At 72.0% G+C, this 19,763-nt stretch carries 14 protein-coding genes; 8 read left to right on the forward strand and 6 right to left on the reverse strand.

The features are described 5' to 3' along the window. Nucleotides 1–174: 174 nt before the first annotated feature. Nucleotides 175–525 carry a hypothetical protein gene (locus ACZ4EF_RS21890; RefSeq protein WP_467506119.1) on the forward strand — a complete coding sequence of 117 codons (351 nt, stop codon included), beginning with the start codon at nucleotides 175–177 and terminating at the stop codon, nucleotides 523–525. Nucleotides 526–678: 153 nt separating this feature from the next. Here the strand turns inward: ACZ4EF_RS21890 and ACZ4EF_RS21895 are convergent, their stop codons facing one another. Further along, the gene (locus ACZ4EF_RS21895; protein ID WP_467506121.1) at nucleotides 679–1,113 is read right to left on the reverse strand and encodes a hypothetical protein; all 435 of its coding nucleotides are present in this window, start codon (nucleotides 1,111–1,113) and stop codon (nucleotides 679–681) included. Nucleotides 1,114–1,247: 134 nt separating this feature from the next. Continuing rightward, on the reverse strand, nucleotides 1,248–2,255 hold the full coding sequence (locus ACZ4EF_RS21900) for a helix-turn-helix transcriptional regulator (RefSeq protein ID WP_188281775.1): 1,008 nt from the start codon (nucleotides 2,253–2,255) through the stop codon (nucleotides 1,248–1,250). A gap of 451 nt (nucleotides 2,256–2,706) precedes the next feature. Between ACZ4EF_RS21900 and ACZ4EF_RS21905 the strand changes: the two genes are divergently transcribed. Both ACZ4EF_RS21905 and ACZ4EF_RS21910 read left to right on the forward strand, forming a co-directional pair. Next, entirely contained in the window at nucleotides 2,707–4,032 is a 1,326-nt protein-coding gene (locus ACZ4EF_RS21905; RefSeq protein ID WP_467506123.1) for a Gfo/Idh/MocA family protein, read from the forward strand. Nucleotides 4,033–4,223: 191 nt separating this feature from the next. After that, complete coding sequence (locus ACZ4EF_RS21910) at nucleotides 4,224–4,463, forward strand: hypothetical protein (protein WP_355344375.1); 240 nt, start codon at nucleotides 4,224–4,226, stop codon at nucleotides 4,461–4,463. 212 nt (nucleotides 4,464–4,675) lie between these two features. On the opposite strand, the gene ACZ4EF_RS21915 is transcribed toward ACZ4EF_RS21910, so the two are convergent. Then, nucleotides 4,676–7,537 carry a helix-turn-helix transcriptional regulator gene (locus ACZ4EF_RS21915; protein ID WP_467506125.1) on the reverse strand — a complete coding sequence of 954 codons (2,862 nt, stop codon included), beginning with the start codon at nucleotides 7,535–7,537 and terminating at the stop codon, nucleotides 4,676–4,678. Nucleotides 7,538–7,792: 255 nt separating this feature from the next. Then, entirely contained in the window at nucleotides 7,793–9,658 is a 1,866-nt protein-coding gene (locus tag ACZ4EF_RS21920; RefSeq protein WP_467506126.1) for a M1 family aminopeptidase, read from the reverse strand. 693 nt (nucleotides 9,659–10,351) lie between these two features. Between ACZ4EF_RS21920 and ACZ4EF_RS21925 the strand changes: the two genes are divergently transcribed. Next, entirely contained in the window at nucleotides 10,352–10,624 is a 273-nt protein-coding gene (locus ACZ4EF_RS21925) for a helix-turn-helix domain-containing protein (protein WP_355344366.1), read from the forward strand. Nucleotides 10,625–10,742: 118 nt separating this feature from the next. On the opposite strand, the gene ACZ4EF_RS21930 is transcribed toward ACZ4EF_RS21925, so the two are convergent. Further along, a complete protein-coding gene (locus ACZ4EF_RS21930; RefSeq protein ID WP_467506128.1) occupies nucleotides 10,743–11,444 on the reverse strand; it encodes a type 1 glutamine amidotransferase in 702 nt (233 codons plus the stop codon). Between the two features lie 354 nt (nucleotides 11,445–11,798). Here ACZ4EF_RS21930 and ACZ4EF_RS21935 point away from each other — a divergent pair, with 354 nt between their 5' ends. Next, nucleotides 11,799–15,218, forward strand: a complete 3,420-nt coding sequence (locus ACZ4EF_RS21935) for a glycoside hydrolase family 3 C-terminal domain-containing protein (protein ID WP_467506130.1) — start codon at nucleotides 11,799–11,801, stop codon at nucleotides 15,216–15,218. Between the two features lie 123 nt (nucleotides 15,219–15,341). Here the strand turns inward: ACZ4EF_RS21935 and ACZ4EF_RS21940 are convergent, their stop codons facing one another. Beyond that, the gene (locus ACZ4EF_RS21940) at nucleotides 15,342–16,835 is read right to left on the reverse strand and encodes a glycoside hydrolase family 76 protein (protein WP_467506153.1); all 1,494 of its coding nucleotides are present in this window, start codon (nucleotides 16,833–16,835) and stop codon (nucleotides 15,342–15,344) included. A gap of 287 nt (nucleotides 16,836–17,122) precedes the next feature. On the opposite strand from ACZ4EF_RS21940, the gene ACZ4EF_RS21945 reads away from it, so the two are divergent. From ACZ4EF_RS21945 to ACZ4EF_RS21955, 3 genes are read left to right on the forward strand one after another with little or no spacing between them, the layout of a single operon-like run. After that, complete coding sequence (locus tag ACZ4EF_RS21945) at nucleotides 17,123–18,352, forward strand: ABC transporter ATP-binding protein (protein WP_391044466.1); 1,230 nt, start codon at nucleotides 17,123–17,125, stop codon at nucleotides 18,350–18,352. After that, nucleotides 18,349–19,086, forward strand: a complete 738-nt coding sequence (locus ACZ4EF_RS21950) for an ABC transporter permease (protein ID WP_355344354.1) — start codon at nucleotides 18,349–18,351, stop codon at nucleotides 19,084–19,086. The genes ACZ4EF_RS21945 and ACZ4EF_RS21950 overlap by 4 nt, the downstream gene beginning before the upstream one ends. Beyond that, nucleotides 19,083–19,751: an ABC transporter permease gene (locus tag ACZ4EF_RS21955; RefSeq protein WP_391122545.1), complete on the forward strand. Its 669-nt coding sequence runs from the start codon at nucleotides 19,083–19,085 to the stop codon at nucleotides 19,749–19,751. Before ACZ4EF_RS21950 ends, ACZ4EF_RS21955 begins: the two co-directional genes overlap by 4 nt. The last annotated feature ends 12 nt before the right edge of the window (nucleotides 19,752–19,763 follow it).

Consider the following 19,763-nt stretch of genomic DNA (forward strand, 5'->3'; position numbering starts at 1 on the left):
GGTCCGTGGACATTGTCCGGATCACCCTGTTCCTGGTTCGCTCTTCTTACCGCCCCAAGCGAGGAAGGGACAGCGGCAGTGCAGGAGATTGATTTCCGTAGCGGACACCTTTGTGTCGAGACGGACCCTGCCCTGTGCGTTCCTTGCCAGGAGCGGTTGGATCGGCAACTCGCCTTGCTTCCCCGGGTATACGGCGAGTTGGAGGTGGCACTCGTACCGGCGCCGAACTCCGGCGACCGACTGACCGGCACTGCCCGGCCCGGCATCCCCCTGAACGGGCCGGCTGTCGAGGCGCGCGCCGCCATACGAGGCACACTCGCCTCCTGGGCCGATCTGATTGTCGAGGGCCGCACCGTCCGTCTCCCCCTACGGACGGTGCCGGCCCTCGCGGCCTTCCTGCGCCGCCACCTCGGCTGGCTCGCCGTACATCCGGCAGCCGAGGACGCGGCCACGGACATCGATGAACTGGTGCGGCGGTCCCTGCGGATCGCCCGCCCCTGTCAGGAAGTGACATCGGCTCCCTGAGCCCCCAGGATTCCCCCCACAATGCAGGAAACGCTGTACGGCCCGTGAATATCGCTCACGGGCCGTACAGCGCTGTGCGGGTCTTGGCGGGTCTTGCGTCGCCGGGGTCCGGCGGGGAAACCAGGACCTGGTGGCGCGGAGAGCTCGGGGAAATTAAACCGACAGTGATGACACGGTCACATCGGTCGGGGCGATATTCGGGAACCAGTTCCCGGCGGGGACGGCGTTCGGGAACCAGTTGTCGGGGGAGACGGCCACGGCGCTGGGGAACCAGTTCACGGGTACGGCACCCGGGAACCAGTTGTCGGGGGATACGGCGCTCGCGGTGGGGAACCAGTTCGCCGGTGCGGCGTTCGGGAACCAGTTGTCCGGGCCGGTGTCCGCGCTGGCGCCGGGGAACCAGTTCGCGGGCTGAGCACCGGGGAACCAGTTGTCCGGGGCCACCGACGTGTCCGCGGGTGCACTGGGCGCCGGAGCGGAATCCGAACCGGCGTCGGCGAAGGCGACGGTTGTTCCGATAGCCGACGACAGAGCGAGCACCAGGGCGGCGACGGCGGAAATCTTGGTCGTGTGCCGGATGCGCGACATCGTGATCCTTCGTTGGGAGGGCAGGCGCTCAAGGGGGTGATAGGTACGCGTAGCCCTGCCGATGATGTCAAAATCGGACAGGGCCAGGCCAGATTCCGGTTGTGCGTAAGTGCGCAATGGCGCGAATGCGCAGGTCAAATTAGCCCATGGGCCGCAGCGAGGACTCCCGCCTGGAACCGGCTGTCCGCCTGGAGATATCGCATGATCTCTGATACCAGGCGACTCACAGTGCGCAGGGACACCCCTAGTTTGCGCGCGATCCGCTCATCTGTCAGCCCGTTGGCCAGAAGTCGCATCGTCGTGCGGTGCTGTTCGGTCAGCTCGCCCCCCGAGTCGAAGCTCCCCGCCGACTTCGCCGAGTACGGCACCGCGCGCAGCCAGCAGTCCTCGTAGAGCGCCACGTACGACCGGACCAGGGCCGCGCCGCGGACGATGACCGCGGGGCCCGAAGGGTTGTCGGGATTGGCCGAGACAAGCGCGCTGTGCGAATCCGCTATCAGGAGGTCGAAGGGGACCTGGGTCGCCAGCCTGACCTCGACTCCGACCGCCGAGAGTTCCGTCAGGTATTTACGTTGACGTGGCGCGGAATTAATGCTCTGCCCGTATACGGCGCGGACTTTCACGCCCCGCTCGATAAGCGCGCTGTCCGCGGCGATGGAATGCACGAGAACTTCGGCGGGCGGCAGCGGTCCCGGATGCATCGAACCGGTGGATTCCGTGATGCGCGCATTGAAATCGCCGATGGACTGCCGCTTACGGTTTTCCCCGATGAGGAGTTCCACCTCGATCTCCGCCGCGTCGCGCAACACCGCGGGGCGGTAGCGCTCCATCAGCGACTCGGCCGCCCGCACGATCGAGGACAACTCGTCGCGCTGGGCCTGGAGCGCCTCGCGCTGCCGGGCCAGCAGGCCGATCAGGGCGGTGTCGGGCTCCACCGAATCGACCTCCTCCGGCACCCGACCGGCGCGTATGAGCCCCAGCTCCCGCAGCTCCGACCAACCGGCCCTGGCCTCGGCGTCGGTCAGCCCGATGCCCGCGGCCGCCTTCTCCGGGGCTATGGATCCGTTGGTGCGCAGCGTCTGGTACAGAGCGAGACCGATGTCCTCGGCATCCGCCCCGCCACTGCGAACAACTCCCGCCACGGCTAGCCCCCTCTCGTCACCGCGGACCGGTCCCGTGGGTCGGCCCGCGGCGTGCCGACAGCACCCGAAGCGACTCTAGCAACGGTTCTGTCCTAAGCCGGCGGACGAGTGTTCGCCGCCGGTTCCATGAGTGCTTCCAGGAGTGAGGGGTATTACCGGCGCGGCCCGGCGACCGGAAGCCCGCAAGTGCGACTTTTCCGGTTGCACATCGCCTATTCGTCGCCCGCGTCGAATGGGTGCGGAGGCGCAGGGCGCCAACGTGGGAAACATCCTCTTGGGCACACGTCGGCATGTCAATACCTGTTTTTGACACTGGCCACCGCATCGTCGCACCTCCACGCATACATGGTCGGGCACCATCGGTCGCCACGCCAGTGACCCTCACCCCGGCGGGCGCGCGCCGCCCGCCGTGTGATGCGCTGGGAGAGAGACGGAAAAGGGGTGCGGACCGATGGGACAACCGGTTCCCGTGGCGTTGATCGGCGCGGGCAAGGTGGCGCACGCGGCGCATCTGCGCGAGATGCGGGACCTCCCGGAGCTGCTGCGCCCGGTCGCCGTCATCGACCCCGATCCGGCGCACACCGCGGCCGTACGGGCCTGGTTTCCCGGTACACGGGCGGGTGCCGGGTCCTGTGCGGCGGACGGGGCCGGTGGGGTGACACCGGCCGGAACCGGGAGCCCGGTCGGTGGCGTGCGCCCGGCGGACGGTGTCGCCGTCTGCCGGACGCTGGACGAGGCGGTACGGGCCGGGGCGCGGGCCGCGCTGGTCTGCACGCCGTGGTGGACGCACCGGGATGTGGTCCTGGGGTGTCTGGAACGGGGCCTGCCGGTGCTCTGCGAGAAACCGGTCAGCCTCGACCTCGCGGAGATCGACGAGCTGGCGGCGGCCGAGCGGCGCTCGGGGGTGCCGGTGGCGGCGGGTTACATGAAGCGGCACGACCCGGTCGTGGCCCGCTTCCTCGACCACTGCCGGGAGCACCTGCCCGCCGTCCGCCGGATCACCGCCGACATCCACGACCCCAACGCGCCGCACCAGGTCGAGCACCTGCTGCCGTATCCGCCGCCGCCCTTCGGCCCGCAGCCGCCGCCGGCCGAGGCGGCGCTGGCCCGCGCGCTCGGCCCCGGAGCGACGGAGGCGACGGCGGTGGCGGCGGCGGAAGCGACGGAGGCGACGGAAGCGACGGCGGGCGCGGCGGTGGCGGCGCGGCGGCGTGAGGCGTACGCCCGCGGCCTCGGCGGCTCGCTGATCCACCAGGTCAATCTGGTGCACGCGATCCTGGCGGGCGGGGACCTGCGGCTGCACGGGCGGCTGCTCGACGCCACCGGCTGGGCGGGTACGAGCGCGGTGAGCGCGCGCTGGCGCCCGGCCGACGGCCTGCTGGTCGACCTCACCCATGTACGGCTGCCCGGGCACCGCCGCTACCGGGAGACGCTGGAGTGCGTGGCGGAGGAATCGGTGGCCACGCTCACCCTGCCCTCGCCGTACGCCCGCGACGAGGCGGCCACTCTGCACGTCGACACCTGGGACGCCGGGCCGGGCCTCGGGACGCGGCGCACGTACACCGCGGAGCCGGGGCGTACGGGTTTCCGTCGGCAGCTGGTGGCGTGGGCGGGGAGCCTGCGCGGGGACGGGAGCGGCGGGGGTGTCGGCGGGGCCGGGATCGGGGTCGGCGGGGGTGTCGAGGGCGGCGTCGGGGGTGGCGCCGCGCTGCCCGGTCTGCGCGAGGTCAGGCAGGACACGCTGGCCGTCCGCGAGGCGGCGCTGCGCCTCACCTGACCCACGAGGGCCATCCGTCGGCTGCTGTCACACATTGGCCTAGACCTATTGCTGCGGCCTGTAGTCAACGGCTAACGTTCGATCACGGCGCGCGGCCCGAACAGCTCTGATCTGGACGTCTGATCCGCACACGCAAGCCCCCTTCCCTCCCCCCGCAGGCGCTTCCGCCTGCCCGGAAAGGAGTTGTGCACATGACCAAGCGACTGATGGCCCGCACCGGAACGCTGGTGGCCACCGCCCTGCTCGGCCTCGGCGTCTTCGCCGGCGCGGCCCAGGCTTCCCCGCCGCCCGGCAGCGGCTTCATGTTCATGGGCTACTTCCCGACCTACGCGTCGTGTGTCGCCCAGGCACAGGCCAACGCGCCCATCCACGGCCCGGTCTACATCTGTGAGTTGGGCACCAACAACTTCTACCTGCTCTGGATGCACTGACCTCGCGTCAGGCACAGGGCGAGGCGGGCCGGTCGTTCACGGGGGCGGCCGACTCGCTCGTACGAAGGGGTGTTCCGCCGACCGGGCGGGGCGCCCCTCGGCGTTCTCCCCCAAGTCCGCGGGTCCGCGGGTCCGTAGGGCCGTACGTCGGTACGTCGGTACGTCCGCACGTGCCGCGAGGCCGTGTCCGCGTCACGTACGCACGCTCGCCGTCAGACCTCGTGGCGGTCGGCGGCCGGGTGGTCGAGGGCGACCCTGGCCAGATCGACGCGGGAGCGGACGCTGAGCTTGCGGTAGGCGCGGGTGAGGGCGGCCTCGACGGTCTTGACGCTGATCACCAGGGTCGCGGCGATCTCCCGGTTGCTCGCGCCGCGCGCCGCCAGCGCGGCGACCCGGCGCTCGGCGTCGCTGAGCGCGGTGAGCGGCGCGGCCCGGTCGTGCGCACGGCCCGGCGGGTCGACGCGGTCGTACCCGCCGAGCCGGTCGAGCCGGTCATCGCGGTCGACGCGGTCGGCCTCGGCGTCGGTCAGCGCCAGCCACGGGTGCGCGCGGGCCGCGCGGAAGACCCGCGCCGCCGCGTCGAGCGCGGCCCGCGCCGCCCGCGGATCGCCGCGCCTGGCGTGCAGCCGTCCCAGCGCCAGCCGCGCCCTGCCCTCCTCCAGCGGATACGGCAGCGCGGTCAACGTGGTGACGGCCGCGCCGAGTTGGGCCACCGCCGCGTCCGAGTCGCCGCGCGCCTCGGTGACCAGCGCGGCGGCCCTGTCGAGCACGGCGAGCAGCCCGCGGCGGCCGAGCCGGGCGGCCTGCGCGCGGGTCGCGGCGACCAGGTCGGCGGCCTCGTCGGTGGCGCCCGACCTGACCAGTGCTTCGGCGAGGTCCGCCTGCCAGCGGCGCATCGCCGGATCGCCCTGCCCCTGTCCCGTCTCCAGCAGCCTGGCCCGCTGGAGCGCGTGCACGGCCGCGGCCGTCTCGCCGCGCAGCAGCCGCACATGGCCCTCCGCGTGCAGCGCCCTGGGCAGGAAGAGCTGGTCGTCGTCGTCCTCGCTGTGCCGTCTGGCCCGGTCGGCGGCGGCCAGCGCCCGTTCCGTACCGCCGCCCGCCGCCTCCGCGAGCGCGACCGCGTACCAGGCGGGGCCCTGGCTCAGGCCGCCCTGTTCCGCGATCCGCAGGCTCTGGTGGGCCAGGTCGAGGGCGCGTTCGCAGCGGCCCCGCAGGATCTCCACCTGGGCGAGGCCCGACAGGCACTGGCACAGGCTCTCGGCCGAGCCGCGCCGCCGTACCGTGTAGACCAGCGCCCGCAGTTCGGTCCGCGCGTCGTCCAGCCGGTCGTGCAGCAGATGGCGGCGGTGCTTGAGGAAGACCGGGCCGTTGTGGTCGAAGAGCACGCGCGGGTCCTGCGGCCCCGCCAGCGCGGCGGCCAGGGTGTCCTCGGCCTCCGGGCGGCCGAGGTAGAACTCGACGGCCGCCTGCTGGCTGAGCGCCGACAGTTCGGTGCGGCGGTCGCCCGCGCTCCTGGCCAGTACGGCCGAACGCGCCGCGTGCGTATGGGCCTTGACCGCCGTGCCCTCCACCATCCAGGCCCGCCAGCTCATCCGGTGGTGCAACTGGGCCAGCAGCCGCGGGTCGTCCCGCGCGTCCTCGAGCGCCTGCGGGAAGACGTCCGCCACTTCGGCCATCGCCTGGCCGCACGAGTCCACGATGACCATCCACGCCCTGACCCGGTCCGCGGGCCTGCCCGGTTCGGCCGGCGGTTCGTGCAGCACCTCGTGCGCGATACGGCGGGCCAGCGGGTAGTCGCCCGCCGCGACCGCGTCCTCCGCCGCCGTCAGCAGCCGGTCGGTCTCGGCCGCCGCGTCCCCCGGCGGAGTGCGGTCGGCCGCGAGCCGCCCGAGTCTCGCCGCGGTCGCGGGGGAGCCCCGGCGGCGCGCCGCGGTCGCCGCCGCCGACAGCGCGGCGGCCACCTCCGCGTCCCAGCCGGGCGTCAACGAGGCCAGGTGGTGGGCCCGTTCGACCGGATCACCGGCCGCCGCCGCGAGCGCCGTGTGCACCCGCCGCCGCTCGTCGGGCTCCGCGTCCTCGTACACCACCCGCGCCAGCAGCGGCGGTACGAAGCGCACCGCCCCGCCGTCCGGCACCGGCTCCACGACCCCCTGCCGTACCGCCTCGGCCAGTTCGGCCACCGCGTTCTCCCGCCCCGCCCGGCGCAACAGCCGTACGGTCGGCCGCTCGGCGGCGCTCGCGGCGAGCACCGTGGTCCGAGCCCCGGCCGTGAGACCTGACACCCGGCCGAGCAGCGACTCGCGCAGCGAACGGGGTACGGGGAGCGGCCCCGCCGTATCGCCCTCGCCGAGCGCGCGGGTCAACTCCAGCGCCACGTAAGGGTTTCCGCCGCTCTCGGCGTGCACGCGGGCCGCCACCGCGCGCCCGCCGAGCAGTTCGGCCACCTCCCGCTCGGTCATCGGCGGCACGTCCAGCACCGCGGCCCCTTCGGCTCCCGTCCACGCGGCGCCGTCCGCGCGGAGGGCGACGGCGGTGGTCAGCGGCAGGCGGGCGGCGCGGCGGGTGGCGAAGGCGAGGAGGGCGGCGGTCGGTGCGTCGAGCCACTGGACGTCGTCCACGGCCAGCAGGACGGGGGAGCGGGCGCAGAGCGTGGTGAGCAGGCGGAGCAGGGCCAGGCGCAGGGTGAGCGGGTCGGGGGGAGCGGCCCCGGCCGCTGCGGGCGGGCGGCGCAGGGCGGCGCGCAGCGCGTCGCGTTCCGGCGGCGGGAGGTCGGCGAAGGCGGTGTCCCCGATGTCGGACAGCAGGTCGATGAGGCCGACGTACGGCAGGTGCCGCTCGGCGGGGGAGGGCGCGCAGCGCAGGACGCGGTGGCCGGCCGCGGCGTGTTCGTCGGCCAGCGCTGTCAGCAGGGTGCTGCGGCCGATTCCGGCGGGGCCGGTGAGCAGGACACCGGCGCCGCCGCCGAGTGCGGCCCGCGCGGCGGTCATCAGCGCGGCGCGGCTGCGGACCGCAGCCCGCCTCGTGGGGGTGGGGCGGGCGGCGGTCCTGCCTGCGGAACGCGTCGCTTCTGTCATGCCCGGGGCCCTCCCGACACGGCGTGGGCCCCGATCATCAGCTTCGATCGTGCACCTGTCAAGAAGGCGTGACGGTCGTCGGAGGCGTCGCGTGTGGGGCACCCCGTCCGGGAACCGCCGCGGCTCCCGGACGGGGGCGAGAAGTGAGGGGCCGGGTCCTGGCCGGGCCTGGACCCGGACCCGGCCCCTCGGCCTTGAGGGCCGGCGGCCCGGGGCCGGTGGCGCGGCCCCGGGCGTTGATCCGCCGGACAGGCCCTAGCCGTCGATCCGGTGCTGCGTCCAGAAGGACGTCAGGTCGACCGTGGTCGCCGCCTGGGCCGCGGCCTTGAACTCCGCGGTGGTGGAGACGCCGTACCAGTGCGACTGCGCGTAGCCGCGCAGGAGTTGGGTCATCGCGGTGTCACCGATGAGGCGCCGCAGGTCGTGCAGGGCGCACTTGCCGTAGTTGTAGACGACCGTGCCGTAGCGCGAGGAGTGCGCGTCCCAGTACGCCATCGAGTTGGTGATCTTCTCGGCGGAGGACGCCCAGGAGACGCTGTTCCAGCAGCTCGCGCCGGTCTTGCCGAGCGCCAGGTCGGTGGAGTAGTCCGCGAACGACTCGTCCAGCCAGGGGCTGTTGTACTCGTCGTCGCCGACGATCCCGTACCACCACTGGTGCCCGATCTCGTGGGTCAGCGCGGTGGTGTCGACCAGGTCGAGCACGAAGCCCGGGTACTCCATCCCGCCGAACCAGAAGTTGTTGTCCAGCACCGCGTCGATCTCGCTGTACGGGTAGGCGCCGAAGCGGCCCGCGTGCGCGTCCACCGCGTTCTCCGAAACGGTCAGCATGGAGTCGGAGTTGGCGGTGCTGATGCCGCTCACCGCGTACACGTTCACCTTCACGCCGCCCGGCGACGTACCGGAGACCTTGCTGAACGGGCCCGCGGCCCAGGCGAAGTCGCGGACCTTGCTCGCCGTCGCCTTGGTGACGGTGCGGCCGGAGGCGCCGGGGGTGTCCACCGAGGTGCCGGTCGCCGGGACGGAGATGCCCGTCGGGTGGTCGAGCGTCACCGAGAAGTCGGCGGCCAGCGAGTAGAACGCCTCGCCGTTGTTGGTGTACGGGTCGAGGTGCCAGCCCGCCGCGTCCCGGATCGCCAGCACCGGCAGCGCGTTGCCGATGAAGCTGAAGGAGCCGTCCTTGCCGAACCGGTCGGCCCCGCTGGGCACCACGATCTTCAGGTCGAACCCGACGGTGCCGCTCTGCCCCTGGGCCAGCGCCGCGGGCAACGTCACCTTCAGCGCGGTGCAGTTGACCGTCAGGGCGGACGCGGTGCCGCCGGTCACGTTGGTGACGGTGATCGGCGTCGTCGGGCAACTGCCGTGGTAGTTGTCCCACAGCCGCAGGTACACCTCGGTGAGCGGCGTGGCTGAGGCGTTGGTGAAGTTCACGCTCTCGTGGCCGTTCCAGGTGCCGCCGGTCGTGTCGCTGGTCAGGCTGACGGTGTACGCGGGCGCCGCGGGCGTACGGGTCGCGTCGGCCGCCGGGGGCGGTGTGGTGTCGCCCGAGGTGTTCAGCGCGATGTCGTCCAGGACGAAGCTGGTCTGGAGGCCGGAGTCCTCGGTGCCGGTGAAGGCCAGGGTGACGCTCTGCCCGACGAACGCGGACACGTCGACGGTCCGCTGCACATAGCCGGTGGCCGCGTCGAGGTTGGAGTACGTCGCCAGCGTGGTGCTGCCGATCTTCGCGGTCAGCTTGTCGTAGGCGGTGGTGGTCGTGGTCTCCGCGGTGTCGATGTGCAGCCAGAAGGTCAGGCTGGCGGCCGAGCACCCGGCGGGGATCGTGACGGCCTGCGACAGGCTCTCGGTGTGCGTGGAGCCGTACCCGTTCAGCCAGGCGAACTGGGTGCCCGCGTGCGCGCTCTGCCCGCCGCCGGTGGTGATCACTCCGGTGGAGCTCGTCCAGGGTGAACTGCCGGACTCGAAACCGCCGTTGGCGATCACCTGGGTGGGGGTGCAGGCGGCCGGTGCGGCGTGGGGGGCGGTCCGTGGGGGTGGTGCGGCCTGCGCGGGCGCCGCGGCGACCGCGCCGCCCGCGACGAGGACGCCCGCGGCGGCGACCAGGGACAGAAGTCTGTTTCTCATCGGATCCTCTTGTGGGGTAGGCGGATGAGCCGACGGCGGAGGGTCGGAAGGCGGGTGGCGTGGGTGGCACCCCGGGTGGGAGTCTGCACAGTGCGCTCACAGGAAGTAAGGCCCGCCGGAAATCCGTAGGGATATCCCTATGCGCGCGGCTTCGAAGCGACATCGAAGCGGCCTCGAAGCGGCTTCGGTGCCACGCGCAATCGTATGAGCGCGCGCGGCGCCGATTCGCGGGTGCCGAATGCCCGCGTGTCGAATGACCGGACATGTGCCGCCGGCACGCGCGTCCACCGGGCTGACGGAGCGTCAATGGGAAGCGGGAGCGCTCCCGCGCGAATTGCGCCCGGCTTTCAACCATGTCACACAACTGCCCCTCTGGCCTGGGGAGTTGACGCATCGCCGCTGCTAAACCTGGATCGGGGTGTCACGGATGTGGCGTAGGTCACGTGATTGCCTCGCCTGAACCGGGCGGCGGACAGCCCCCGTTGTTTACTGTCGGGGAGTGGGCGGAGCGTCAAAATCCGGCCGATCACCGCGAGCTCATGAAGCCCGGCGAAGGGAGTGACGATATGAACGGTCAAATTCGGTCGGGCGATTGGCGTGTTCAGCCCATTCGGCACCTTCTGCGTTGAAGGTCTTCATTGGGAGTTGGGGAGTAGCGTGTACGGGGACAAGCTTCTTACTGACCGTCAAGGATTGAGTCGGTTCGACAGGGGACGGGGTGGCGGCGCGGGTCTCGCGCCACTGGAGCGCTCGGCGCTCAGCACCCTCACCCCCCGCGAGCGCGAGGTACTGAGCGTCATGGGCTTCGGCGAGGGCAACAGGGCACTCGCCTCCCGGCTCGGTATCGCCGAGCGCACCGTGAAGGCGCATCTGACGAGCATCACCCGGAAGCTGGGGCTGCGCTCCAGGGTCGAGACGGTGCTCGTGTCACTGGAGTGGGCCGAGGATCTACGCCGCGTGGAGTGACATCCGCACGGACCCTGTGAAGCGCCCCGCGGCAAGGCCCGCCGCCCGGCACGGCACAGGGGCCGTCGTGCGGTACGCGGCGTGACCGCGTTCCCCCGCGCTCACCCGCGCGAGGTGATCACGCCGCCGACGCGACGGCGGCGAAGCGCAACGCCACCTGACGCCATACGTCGGCCGCGGCCGCGTCGTCCCGCACGGCGGCGCGGTGCAGCTCGTCGCGGTCCACGCCGTGCCGCCGCAGGCGTTCGACGTTCCACCCGCGGATGCGGTCCGCCGTGGTCTCCGGGTGGAACTGGACGCCCCAGGCGTTCTCGCCGACCCGGAACGCCTGGTACGGGCAGCGCTCGCTCTCGGCCAGCCACCGCGCGCCGTCGGGGAGTTCGACGATGGCGTCCACATGGTTCTCGATCGCGGTGGGATGCTCGGGCAGCCCGGTGAACAGCGGGTCGTCCGCGGCCTCCTGACGCAGCGTCAAGGTCGTGCTGCCGAATTCGGGCCGCCCGTGCTCGCCGCGCACCGCGCCGCCCGCGACCTGCGCCAGCATCTGGCCGCCCAGGCAGATCCCGAACACCGGTGTGCCGGCCTCCAGCGCCTGCCGCACCAGCTCGCGCGTGGCCGCCAGCCACGGGGCCCGCTCGTCGTCGTCGGGCAGATAGCCGCCGCCGAGCACGATCAGGGGGCGCCGCCCCAGCCGCTCGGGCACCTTCTCGCCGTCGTACGCGGCGACCACGTCCACGCCGACGCCGCCCTCGCCGAGCCAGCCCTCCCATCGGCCGGGCCCTCCGGATGCCCCGTGCTGCACCACCAACGCCGCCGTCACGCCCGTACCTCCGCTCGCCCGCCCGTCGTCCGCACCCATGATCCCCCGCGCCCCGCTCCGGAGCCACCCTGCCCCCTGTGACCCCCGCCACCGCGGAAGACCGTGCCGCCGCGGAAGGCCCTGCCACCAAGGAAGGCCCTGCCCCCAAGGAAGGCCCCGCCGCCAGGGAAGGCCCCGCCCCGTCCCGGCCGCCGGAACCGGGACGGACGCCGGGATCCGAAGGGTCGGCGCGTTCAGAACAGCGTGTCGTGTTCATGTTCTTGACGCTCTTTCTGGGTGAGCGCAGACTTCGAGGCGTTTGCGTTCACCTCCTGAATTCGCCGGCAATGACGCCCCTTTGGAGAACGTATGCGCATGGCTCGTCTCGCGGTCGCAGCAGCCGCTGTCACCGCCCTCGCCGTACCGCTGGCGCTGGCAGGACCCGCGTCCGGCAGCACCGGGCCCGCCGGAGCCGGGCAGCGGCCCTGGCTCGACTCCCGGCTCCCGCTGGAGAAACGGATCGACCTGCTGCTCGGGCAGATGACCAACACCGAGAAGGCCACGCTCATGACGGCGGTGGGCGTGCCGAGCGGGTCGCACGCCACCGGCTACATACCGGGCATCGACCGCCTCGGCATCCCCGGCACGCAGTTCACCGACGGACCCGGCGGCGTACGCGACGGGCAGCCCGCCACCGCGCTGCCGTCCCCGGTCTCGCTGGCCGCGTCCTTCGACACCGAACTCGCCAGGCGGTACGGCACGGTGATGGGCTCGGAGGCCAAGTCCCGCGGCTACCAGGTCATCTACGGCCCCATGGTGAACATCGTGCGCACCCCGCTCGGCGGGCGCGACTTCGAGACCTTCGGCGAGGACCCGGCGCTGGCCGGTGACATCGGCGCGTCCGAGATCGACGGCATCCAGAAGCAGGGCGTCGCCGCGCAGGTCAAGCACTACGCGGGCAACAACCAGGAGAACGGCCGCACGACGACCAGCTCGAACATCGACGAGCGCACGCTGCACGAGATCTACCTGCCCGCCTTCGAGAAGGCCGTCAAGGACGCCCACGTCTGGTCCCTGATGTGCGCCTACAACAAGGTCAACGGCACCTACGCCTGCGAGAACGCGCAGATCCTGCGCGACATCCTGATCGACACCTGGAAGTACGACGGCGTCGTCGACACCGACTACCCGGCCAACCACAGCACCGTGGCCTCCGCGCTGGCCGGTCTCGACCAGGAGTTCAGCGGCACCACCTACTTCCAGCAGCTCCCGGCGGCCGTCGCGGCCGGCCAGGTGCCGCAGTCCGTCCTGGACGACGCGGCCCGCCGCATCCTGCGACTGGAGTTCCGCACCGGGCAGTTCGAGGCCAAGACCCCCACCACCGTCGACTACGAGGCCGACAGCGCCTTCGCGCGCAAGGCGGCCGAGGACGGCAGCGTCCTGCTGAAGAACAGCGGCAGCACCCTGCCGCTGGACACCAGGAAGCTGAAGTCCCTGGCCGTCATCGGCCCGAACGCCGAGACCGCGGTCACCGGCGGCGGAGGCAGCTCCGCGGTCACCCCGTACAAGAAGGTCGACCCGGTCTCGGGGCTGAAGGCCAGGCTGGGCAGCGGAGTCGACGTCACCTCGGTGAAGGCGGGCGGCGCCGGAGGCTTCCCGGCGATCCCGGCCTCCGCGCTCACCGGCCTCAAGGGCGAGTACTTCGCGAACAAGACGCTCTCCGGGACGCCCGCGGTCACCCGCGACGACCCGGACATCGACTTCGACTGGGTCCTCGGCTCCCCGGCCGACGGCATCCCCGTCGACAACTTCTCCGCCCGCTGGACCGGCACGGTCACCGCGCCCGCCACGGCCGCGTACACCTTCTCCGCGACCAGCGACGACGGCAGCCGGATCTACCTCGACGGACAGCTCATCGTCGACAACTGGTCCGACCACGCGGCCAGTACGGTCAAGAGCGCGCCCGTCCAGCTCACCGCGGGCGAGCCGCACAGCCTGCGCGTGGAGTACTACGACAGCGCCCAGAACGCCTCGGTGACCATCGGCTGGTCCGGGGCAGGACTGCCCGACCCGACCATCCAGGCCGCGGCCGACGCCGCCGCCAAGGCCGACGCGGCCGTCGTCGTGGTCGGCGACTCCTCCAGCGAGGGCTCCGACCGTACGACGCTGGCGCTCCCCGGCAACGAGGACGACCTGATCCGCGCGGTCGCCGCCGCCAACCCCCGTACCGTCGTGGTCGTCAGGGCCGGGGCGCCGGTGCTCATGCCGTGGCTCGCCGACGTCCCCGCCGTGCTCGACATGTGGTACCCGGGCCAGGAGGACGGCAACGCGCTGGCCGCGCTGCTCACCGGCGACGCCGAGCCCGGCGGCCGGCTGCCCGTCAGCTTCCCGAAGTCCGACACGCAGACCGCCGTCGCCGCCGCCCCGGGCCGCTACCCCGCGGTCAACGGCGTGTACGACTACAGCGAACGCCTGGACGTCGGCTACCGCTGGTACGACCAGCAGGGCCAGACCCCGCTCTTCCCGTTCGGATACGGCCTGTCGTACACCACCTTCAAGCAGTCCCGCCTCACGGTCGACCACGACCGGGTCGAGGCCACCGCCCGCGGCACCCAGCCGGTCCGGGTCTCGGTGGACGTCACCAACACCGGCCGCCGCACCGGCACCGACGTGGTGCAGCTCTACATCGGCTACCCGGCCGGGTCCGGCGAGCCGCCGAAAGCCCTGAAGACCTTCGCCAAGGTCCAGCTCAAGCCGGGCCGGACGAAGACCGTACGGCTGACCCTGTCCGCCGACGCGTTCCGGACGTGGGACGCCGACGCGCACGACTGGACGGTCCTCAAGGGCCGTTACCCGCTGTACGTCGGCCAGTCGTCCGCCGACACCCCGCTGACGTCCGCGGTGACGGTGAGCAGGACGGTCGGCGCGCAGTACACCGCGCTCGCCGTGCCCGCCACCGCCGACGCCGGTGCCTCGTACCCGGTGAAGCAGACCTTCACCAACACCGGCGACTCGACCGTGCGCGACCTCGCGCTGAGCCTGAAGGTCCCGGCCGGCTGGACGGCGACGCCCGCACCCGGCAAGGCCGTCGGCCGTACGGTCGCGCCGCACTCCTCGGTGAGCGCCACCTGGGTCGTCACGGCGCCCGCGAACGCGGTGCCGGGCGCGGCCACGCTGACGGGGAAGGCGACGTACGACCTCAGCGGCAGGCAGAGCAGGACCGCGGACGCCGCGACCACCGTCCCCTACGCGACGACGGCCGCCGCGTACAACAACAGGGGGATCAGCGCCGACAGCGATCCGAGTACCGGCACCCTCGACCCCGCCGGTTACAGCTTCTCCGCCACCCAACTGGCGGCGGTCGGCTACACGCCGGGCGCCACGGTGACCGCGGGCGGACTGCCGTACACCTGGCCGGACACGCAGCCGGGCCAGCCCGACAACGTGGCGGCGGCCGGACAGGTGATCCGGTTGCGGGGGCAGGGCACCCGCCTGGGCCTGCTCGGCACGGGCATCAGCTCCACGCACGCCGGGACGGTCAAGGTGACCTACACCGACGGCACGAGCGCGGACCTCGCGGTCGTCCTGCCCGACTGGTACAGCAACGCGGCCAGCGGCAACAGCCAGTTGGCGGTCACCACGGCCAACTGGAACCGCCCGCCCGGTGACACGCTCGGCGACCACGCCGTCAGCCTGTACACCACGGGCGGCGCGCTCGACCCGGCCAAGACGGTCGCCACGGTGACGCTGCCGAACGACAGCGGCTTCCACGTGTTCGCCCTGTCGGTCGGCTGAGGCCGATACCGAGGCCGAGGCCGAATCCGAGGCCGAATCCGAGGCCGCGCCCGCGCACAGAGAGCCGCCGCCCGTCCCGGACTCCGGGGCGGGCGGCGGCGTGTGACGCTCACGGCGGAGACGTCAGCTCGCCTCGGACGCGGTGAGCGCGTCCAGCGCGCTCTGCTGGCAGCCGTAACCCGTCCCGGCCAGCGGCCCGTTCCAGTGCGGCCCGTACACGTCCAGCGCGTTGCGGTCGTTGGCGTGCGCCGCGTTCGCCTGCGTGCGCAGATACCCGCTGTACGGGCGGTCGGAGAGCTGCTTGTTGAGGTCGCGCAGCCCCCGGACGTACGCGCCCTTGAACGACGCGCCGTCGTTGTCGCACGAGTCGCCCTCGCCCGGCTCGCGCAGCACCCCGCCGGAGTTGACCGCGGTGGACGTGGTCGAGGCGTTGCCGAGGGTGCGCGCGGTGGTCAGCAGCCCGCTGTCGCCGGTCGCCTTGTACAGCTCGCTCAGACCGCCGAGGATCACGCCCTGGTTGTACGTCCACGTCGGCTGGCCGTTGTTGACGCAGGAGTCGTTGAGCCCGTCGTTGACCAGGTGCGAGGAGTTGATCATCCCGCTGCTCTGGAACCAACTCCACTCGCTCCGCGCCCGCCCGAGATAGACGCTGTCACCGGAGATCCGGTTGTGGAGCGCGGCGTTGAGCTGGAGGTACAGCTCGTTGGTGATGGCGTTCTTGTACGCGTTCGTCTCGTTCCACTGCACTCCGCCGCCGCACTTGCTCGTCCAGTAGCCGAACATGTGGTCGGCGTCGGCGCGGGCGGTGTTCAGGTAGCGGCTGTCGCCGGTCAGGTCGTACGCGTCGACCCAGGCCAGGCCCCACCAGCCGGTGTCGTCCAGGTAGTCGTTCCTGAACTGGCCCTCGCGCGCGTTGACGTTGAGGTCGTAGGTGCGCGAGACCGCGTAGCCGTAGCTGGGCATGCCGCTGGTGCGGATGTTGTCGATCACCGAGGTGAGCGCGTTGGCCGCGGTCCACCAGCCGTTGCCGCCGAACAGCCCGGTGCCGCGGTCCCACTTCATCATCAGCGCGGTGGCGGCGGCCGTGCTCTGGCTCCAGGCGTTCCAGTTGGACCTGGCCCACTGGGTGCAGGCGATCTCGGGCCGGTCGCCCGCCTTGCCGCAGGCGCGCAGCGCGCCGACCCCGTTGGTGTTCCAGTCGTCCACGTTGTACATCAGCGTGCGCCAGCCGCTGTTGGCCGCGGGCGTGACGGTGTCGCCGAGCTTGCTGCCGTTCGTCCAGGTGGCGCCGCCGTCGAAGGACCGGTCGAGCCAGACCTCGTCGCCCGGACTGCCGTTGCCGATGGACGCCCAGCCCATGGCATCGTTGTCATCCACATGAAGTTGAATGCCGCGGGAGTAGATCGAGGCGCTGACGGGCACGCGCTCCGAGGGCGCGGCGGCCGGATCGCGCGCGTCGCAGTACGTGTTGCAGATCGCTGTCGCGGCCTGTGCCCTGAAGGTCGTGGGGACCAGACTCAGCAGCAGGCAGGACAGCACGAGGACGAGGACGCGCGAGGAACGCACGCGCGACGGACGGTGGGGGACCGCGTGGTGAGCGGACAGGTGCGCGGGCATGTGTGCGGGCATGGCTCCGCTTCCCGGCGGCTCGGACGCCGCCTGTGCGACGGATGGTGGGGGGTGACCGGGTCCGGGGACCGGGCCGGGCCGCGGGGTCCGGCCAAGTGCCGTCCTCCGGGCCGTGGTCGAGACCAGAACACCTCTATGTCCTGCCCATGTCAAGATGGCCGCCCTGCGTCCCATGGGACGGATGTTCCCCGGAACGGACACATGTGCGGGATAGGCTTTCCGCGCGACGGCCGGAAACAGTCCCCCCAAGCCCAGCCCCGAAGGGGATCAGGAACTTGATACAGATAGATTCGGTGACCAAGCGATACCCCGACGGCACTGTGGCGGTCGACGAACTCTCCCTTGACATACCCGACGGCTCGATCACCGTACTGGTCGGACCCTCCGGCTGCGGGAAGACCACCACCTTGCGGATGATCAACCGGATGGTCGAGCCCAGCGGTGGCCGGATCCTGCTGGACGGCGCCGACATCCACGCGCAGCCGGTCAACGCGCTGCGCCGGTCGATGGGTTACGTGATCCAGAACGCCGGACTCTTCCAGCACCGCACCATCGTGGACAACATCGCGACCGTGCCGCGCATGCTGGGCTGGGACCGCAACCGGGCCAGGAAGCGCGCCAGGGACCTGATGGAACGCGTCGGCCTGGACGCCTCGATGGCCAAGCGCTACCCGTACCAGCTCTCCGGCGGTCAGCAGCAGCGCGTCGGCGTGGCCAGGGCGCTCGCCGCCGACCCGCCCGTCCTGCTGATGGACGAGCCCTTCTCCGCGGTCGACCCGATCGTCCGCAAGGGGCTCCAGGCCGAACTGCTGCGTATCCAGGCCGAGTTGGGCAAGACCATTGTCTTCGTCACGCACGACATCGACGAGGCCATCAAGCTCGGCGACATGGTCGCGGTGCTGCGGACCGGCGGGAAACTCGCCCAGTACGCGCCGCCGGACGAGCTGCTGACCGCCCCCGCCGACGCGTTCGTCGAGGACTTCCTCGGCACCGACCGCGGCATCCGCCGGCTGTCCTTCTTCACCTCGGCGGGACTCGAACTCACCACCGCGCCGATCATCGCCGTCGACTCGAGCTCCGCCCAGGTCGCCGAGCGCACCGCGGCGTCCGACGCCCCGTACCTCCTGGTCACCGACACCGACGGCAGGCCGATCGGCTGGACCGAGCCCGCCGCCGCGGCCAAGGGCGCCGACCGGCTGGACCGCGCCGATCTGCTGCCGCACGGGCGCCCGTTCGTCTTCGGCGAGGAGTCGCTGCGCGACGCGCTGGACTGCGCGGTGCTCTCGCCCACCGGCTGGGCGGTCGCCGTGGACGACACCGGGCGGGTGGTCGGCGTCACCTCGCAGACGACGATCGCCGAGGCCATCCGCGGCGCCCACGCGGAACGCGGCGCGGGCAGGGGCGCCGCGAAGACCGCCGCGTCCGGCGGGCACGGCGGGTCCGCCGCGAAGGCCGCGGACCCGGCCGACGCCGACCCGGAGACCGCTGCCAAGGCCGCCCGATGAGCGAGTACTTCACCATCCCCAGCGACCTCCAGCACTCCTATCTCGGCCTGATCGGCCTGCACTTGCGCGAGGCGCTGCTCCCGGTGCTCTTCGGCACGCTCATCGCGCTGCCGGTCGCCCAGCTCTGCGTCCGCTTCAAGTGGATCTACTCGCCCGTCCTGTGGGTCACGACCGTGCTGTACGCGATCCCGTCGCTCGCCTTCTTCGTCGTCCTCATCGACTACACCGGCGCGACCGAGACCACCGTGATGATCCCGCTGACCGTCTACAGCCTCGTGCTGCTGGTCCCGGCGATCGTGGACGGCGTCCGGTCGGTGCCCGAGGAGACGATGGCCGCCGCGACCGCCATGGGCCTCGGCCCCGGACGCCGCTACCTCCAGGTGCAGTTGCCCATCGCAGTGCCCGCGATCTTCGCCGGGCTGCGGGTCGCGGCCGTGTCCAGCATCAGCCTGGTCAGCGTCGGCGCCCTGATCGGCAACCAGGGAGCGCTCGGCAATCTGCTCACCGACGGCATGTTCTACCACCGCACACCGCTGGTGGTGACCTCCGTGGTCTCCATCGCCGTACTGGGCATGGCGGTCGACGGCGTACTCGTCCTGATCCGCATGCTGCTCACGCCGTGGATGCCGCGCGGCGGACAGGCCAGGCGCAAGGGCGTACCGCTGTCGGAACCGGCGGAGCCCGCCTCACGACCCGCGCCCACCGCGCCCACCCTGAAGGACGCCGCCCGATGAACGTCCTGCACTTCGTCAACGCCTTCTTCAGCGACGGCTCGCACTGGCACGGCGCCGACGGCATCCCGCACCGGCTGTTCGAGCACGTCCAGTACAGCCTCATGGCCCTCGCCATCGCCGCCGCCATCGGACTGCCGATCGGCATGTTCACCGGCCACACCGGACGCGGCGGGAACGCGCTGGCGGCCATCGCGACCGCCGCGCGGGCGCTGCCCAGCTTCGGCCTGCTGGTGCTGATCACCGTCTGGGTCGGCATCGGCCTGACCCCGGTGATGATCCCGCTGGTCGCGCTCGCGGTGCCGCCGATCCTGGTCACCACCTACGAGGCCGTGCGCACCGTCGACCCCTCGCCGGTCGACGCGGCCCGCGGCATGGGCATGAGCACCACGAGCGTGCTCTTCCAGGTCGAACTGCCGGTCGCGCTCCCGCTGATCCTCAGCGGCCTGCGCTCCGCGGCGATCCAGGTGGTCTCCACCGCGTCGATCGCCGCGTACGTCAGCTTCGGCGGTGTCGGCCGCTACATCATCGACGGCCTCTACCAGCGCAACTACGAGAAGGTCGTCGGCGGGGCGACCCTCGTGGCGGGCCTCGCCCTCGCCACGATCGGCCTGTTCTGGCTGGTCAACCGGCTCGTGGTGTCCCCGGGAGTGCGCCGCGGCGGCTGACCGCCGGGCAGC

The organism is Streptomyces sp. NPDC025721 (genome assembly GCF_055558595.1).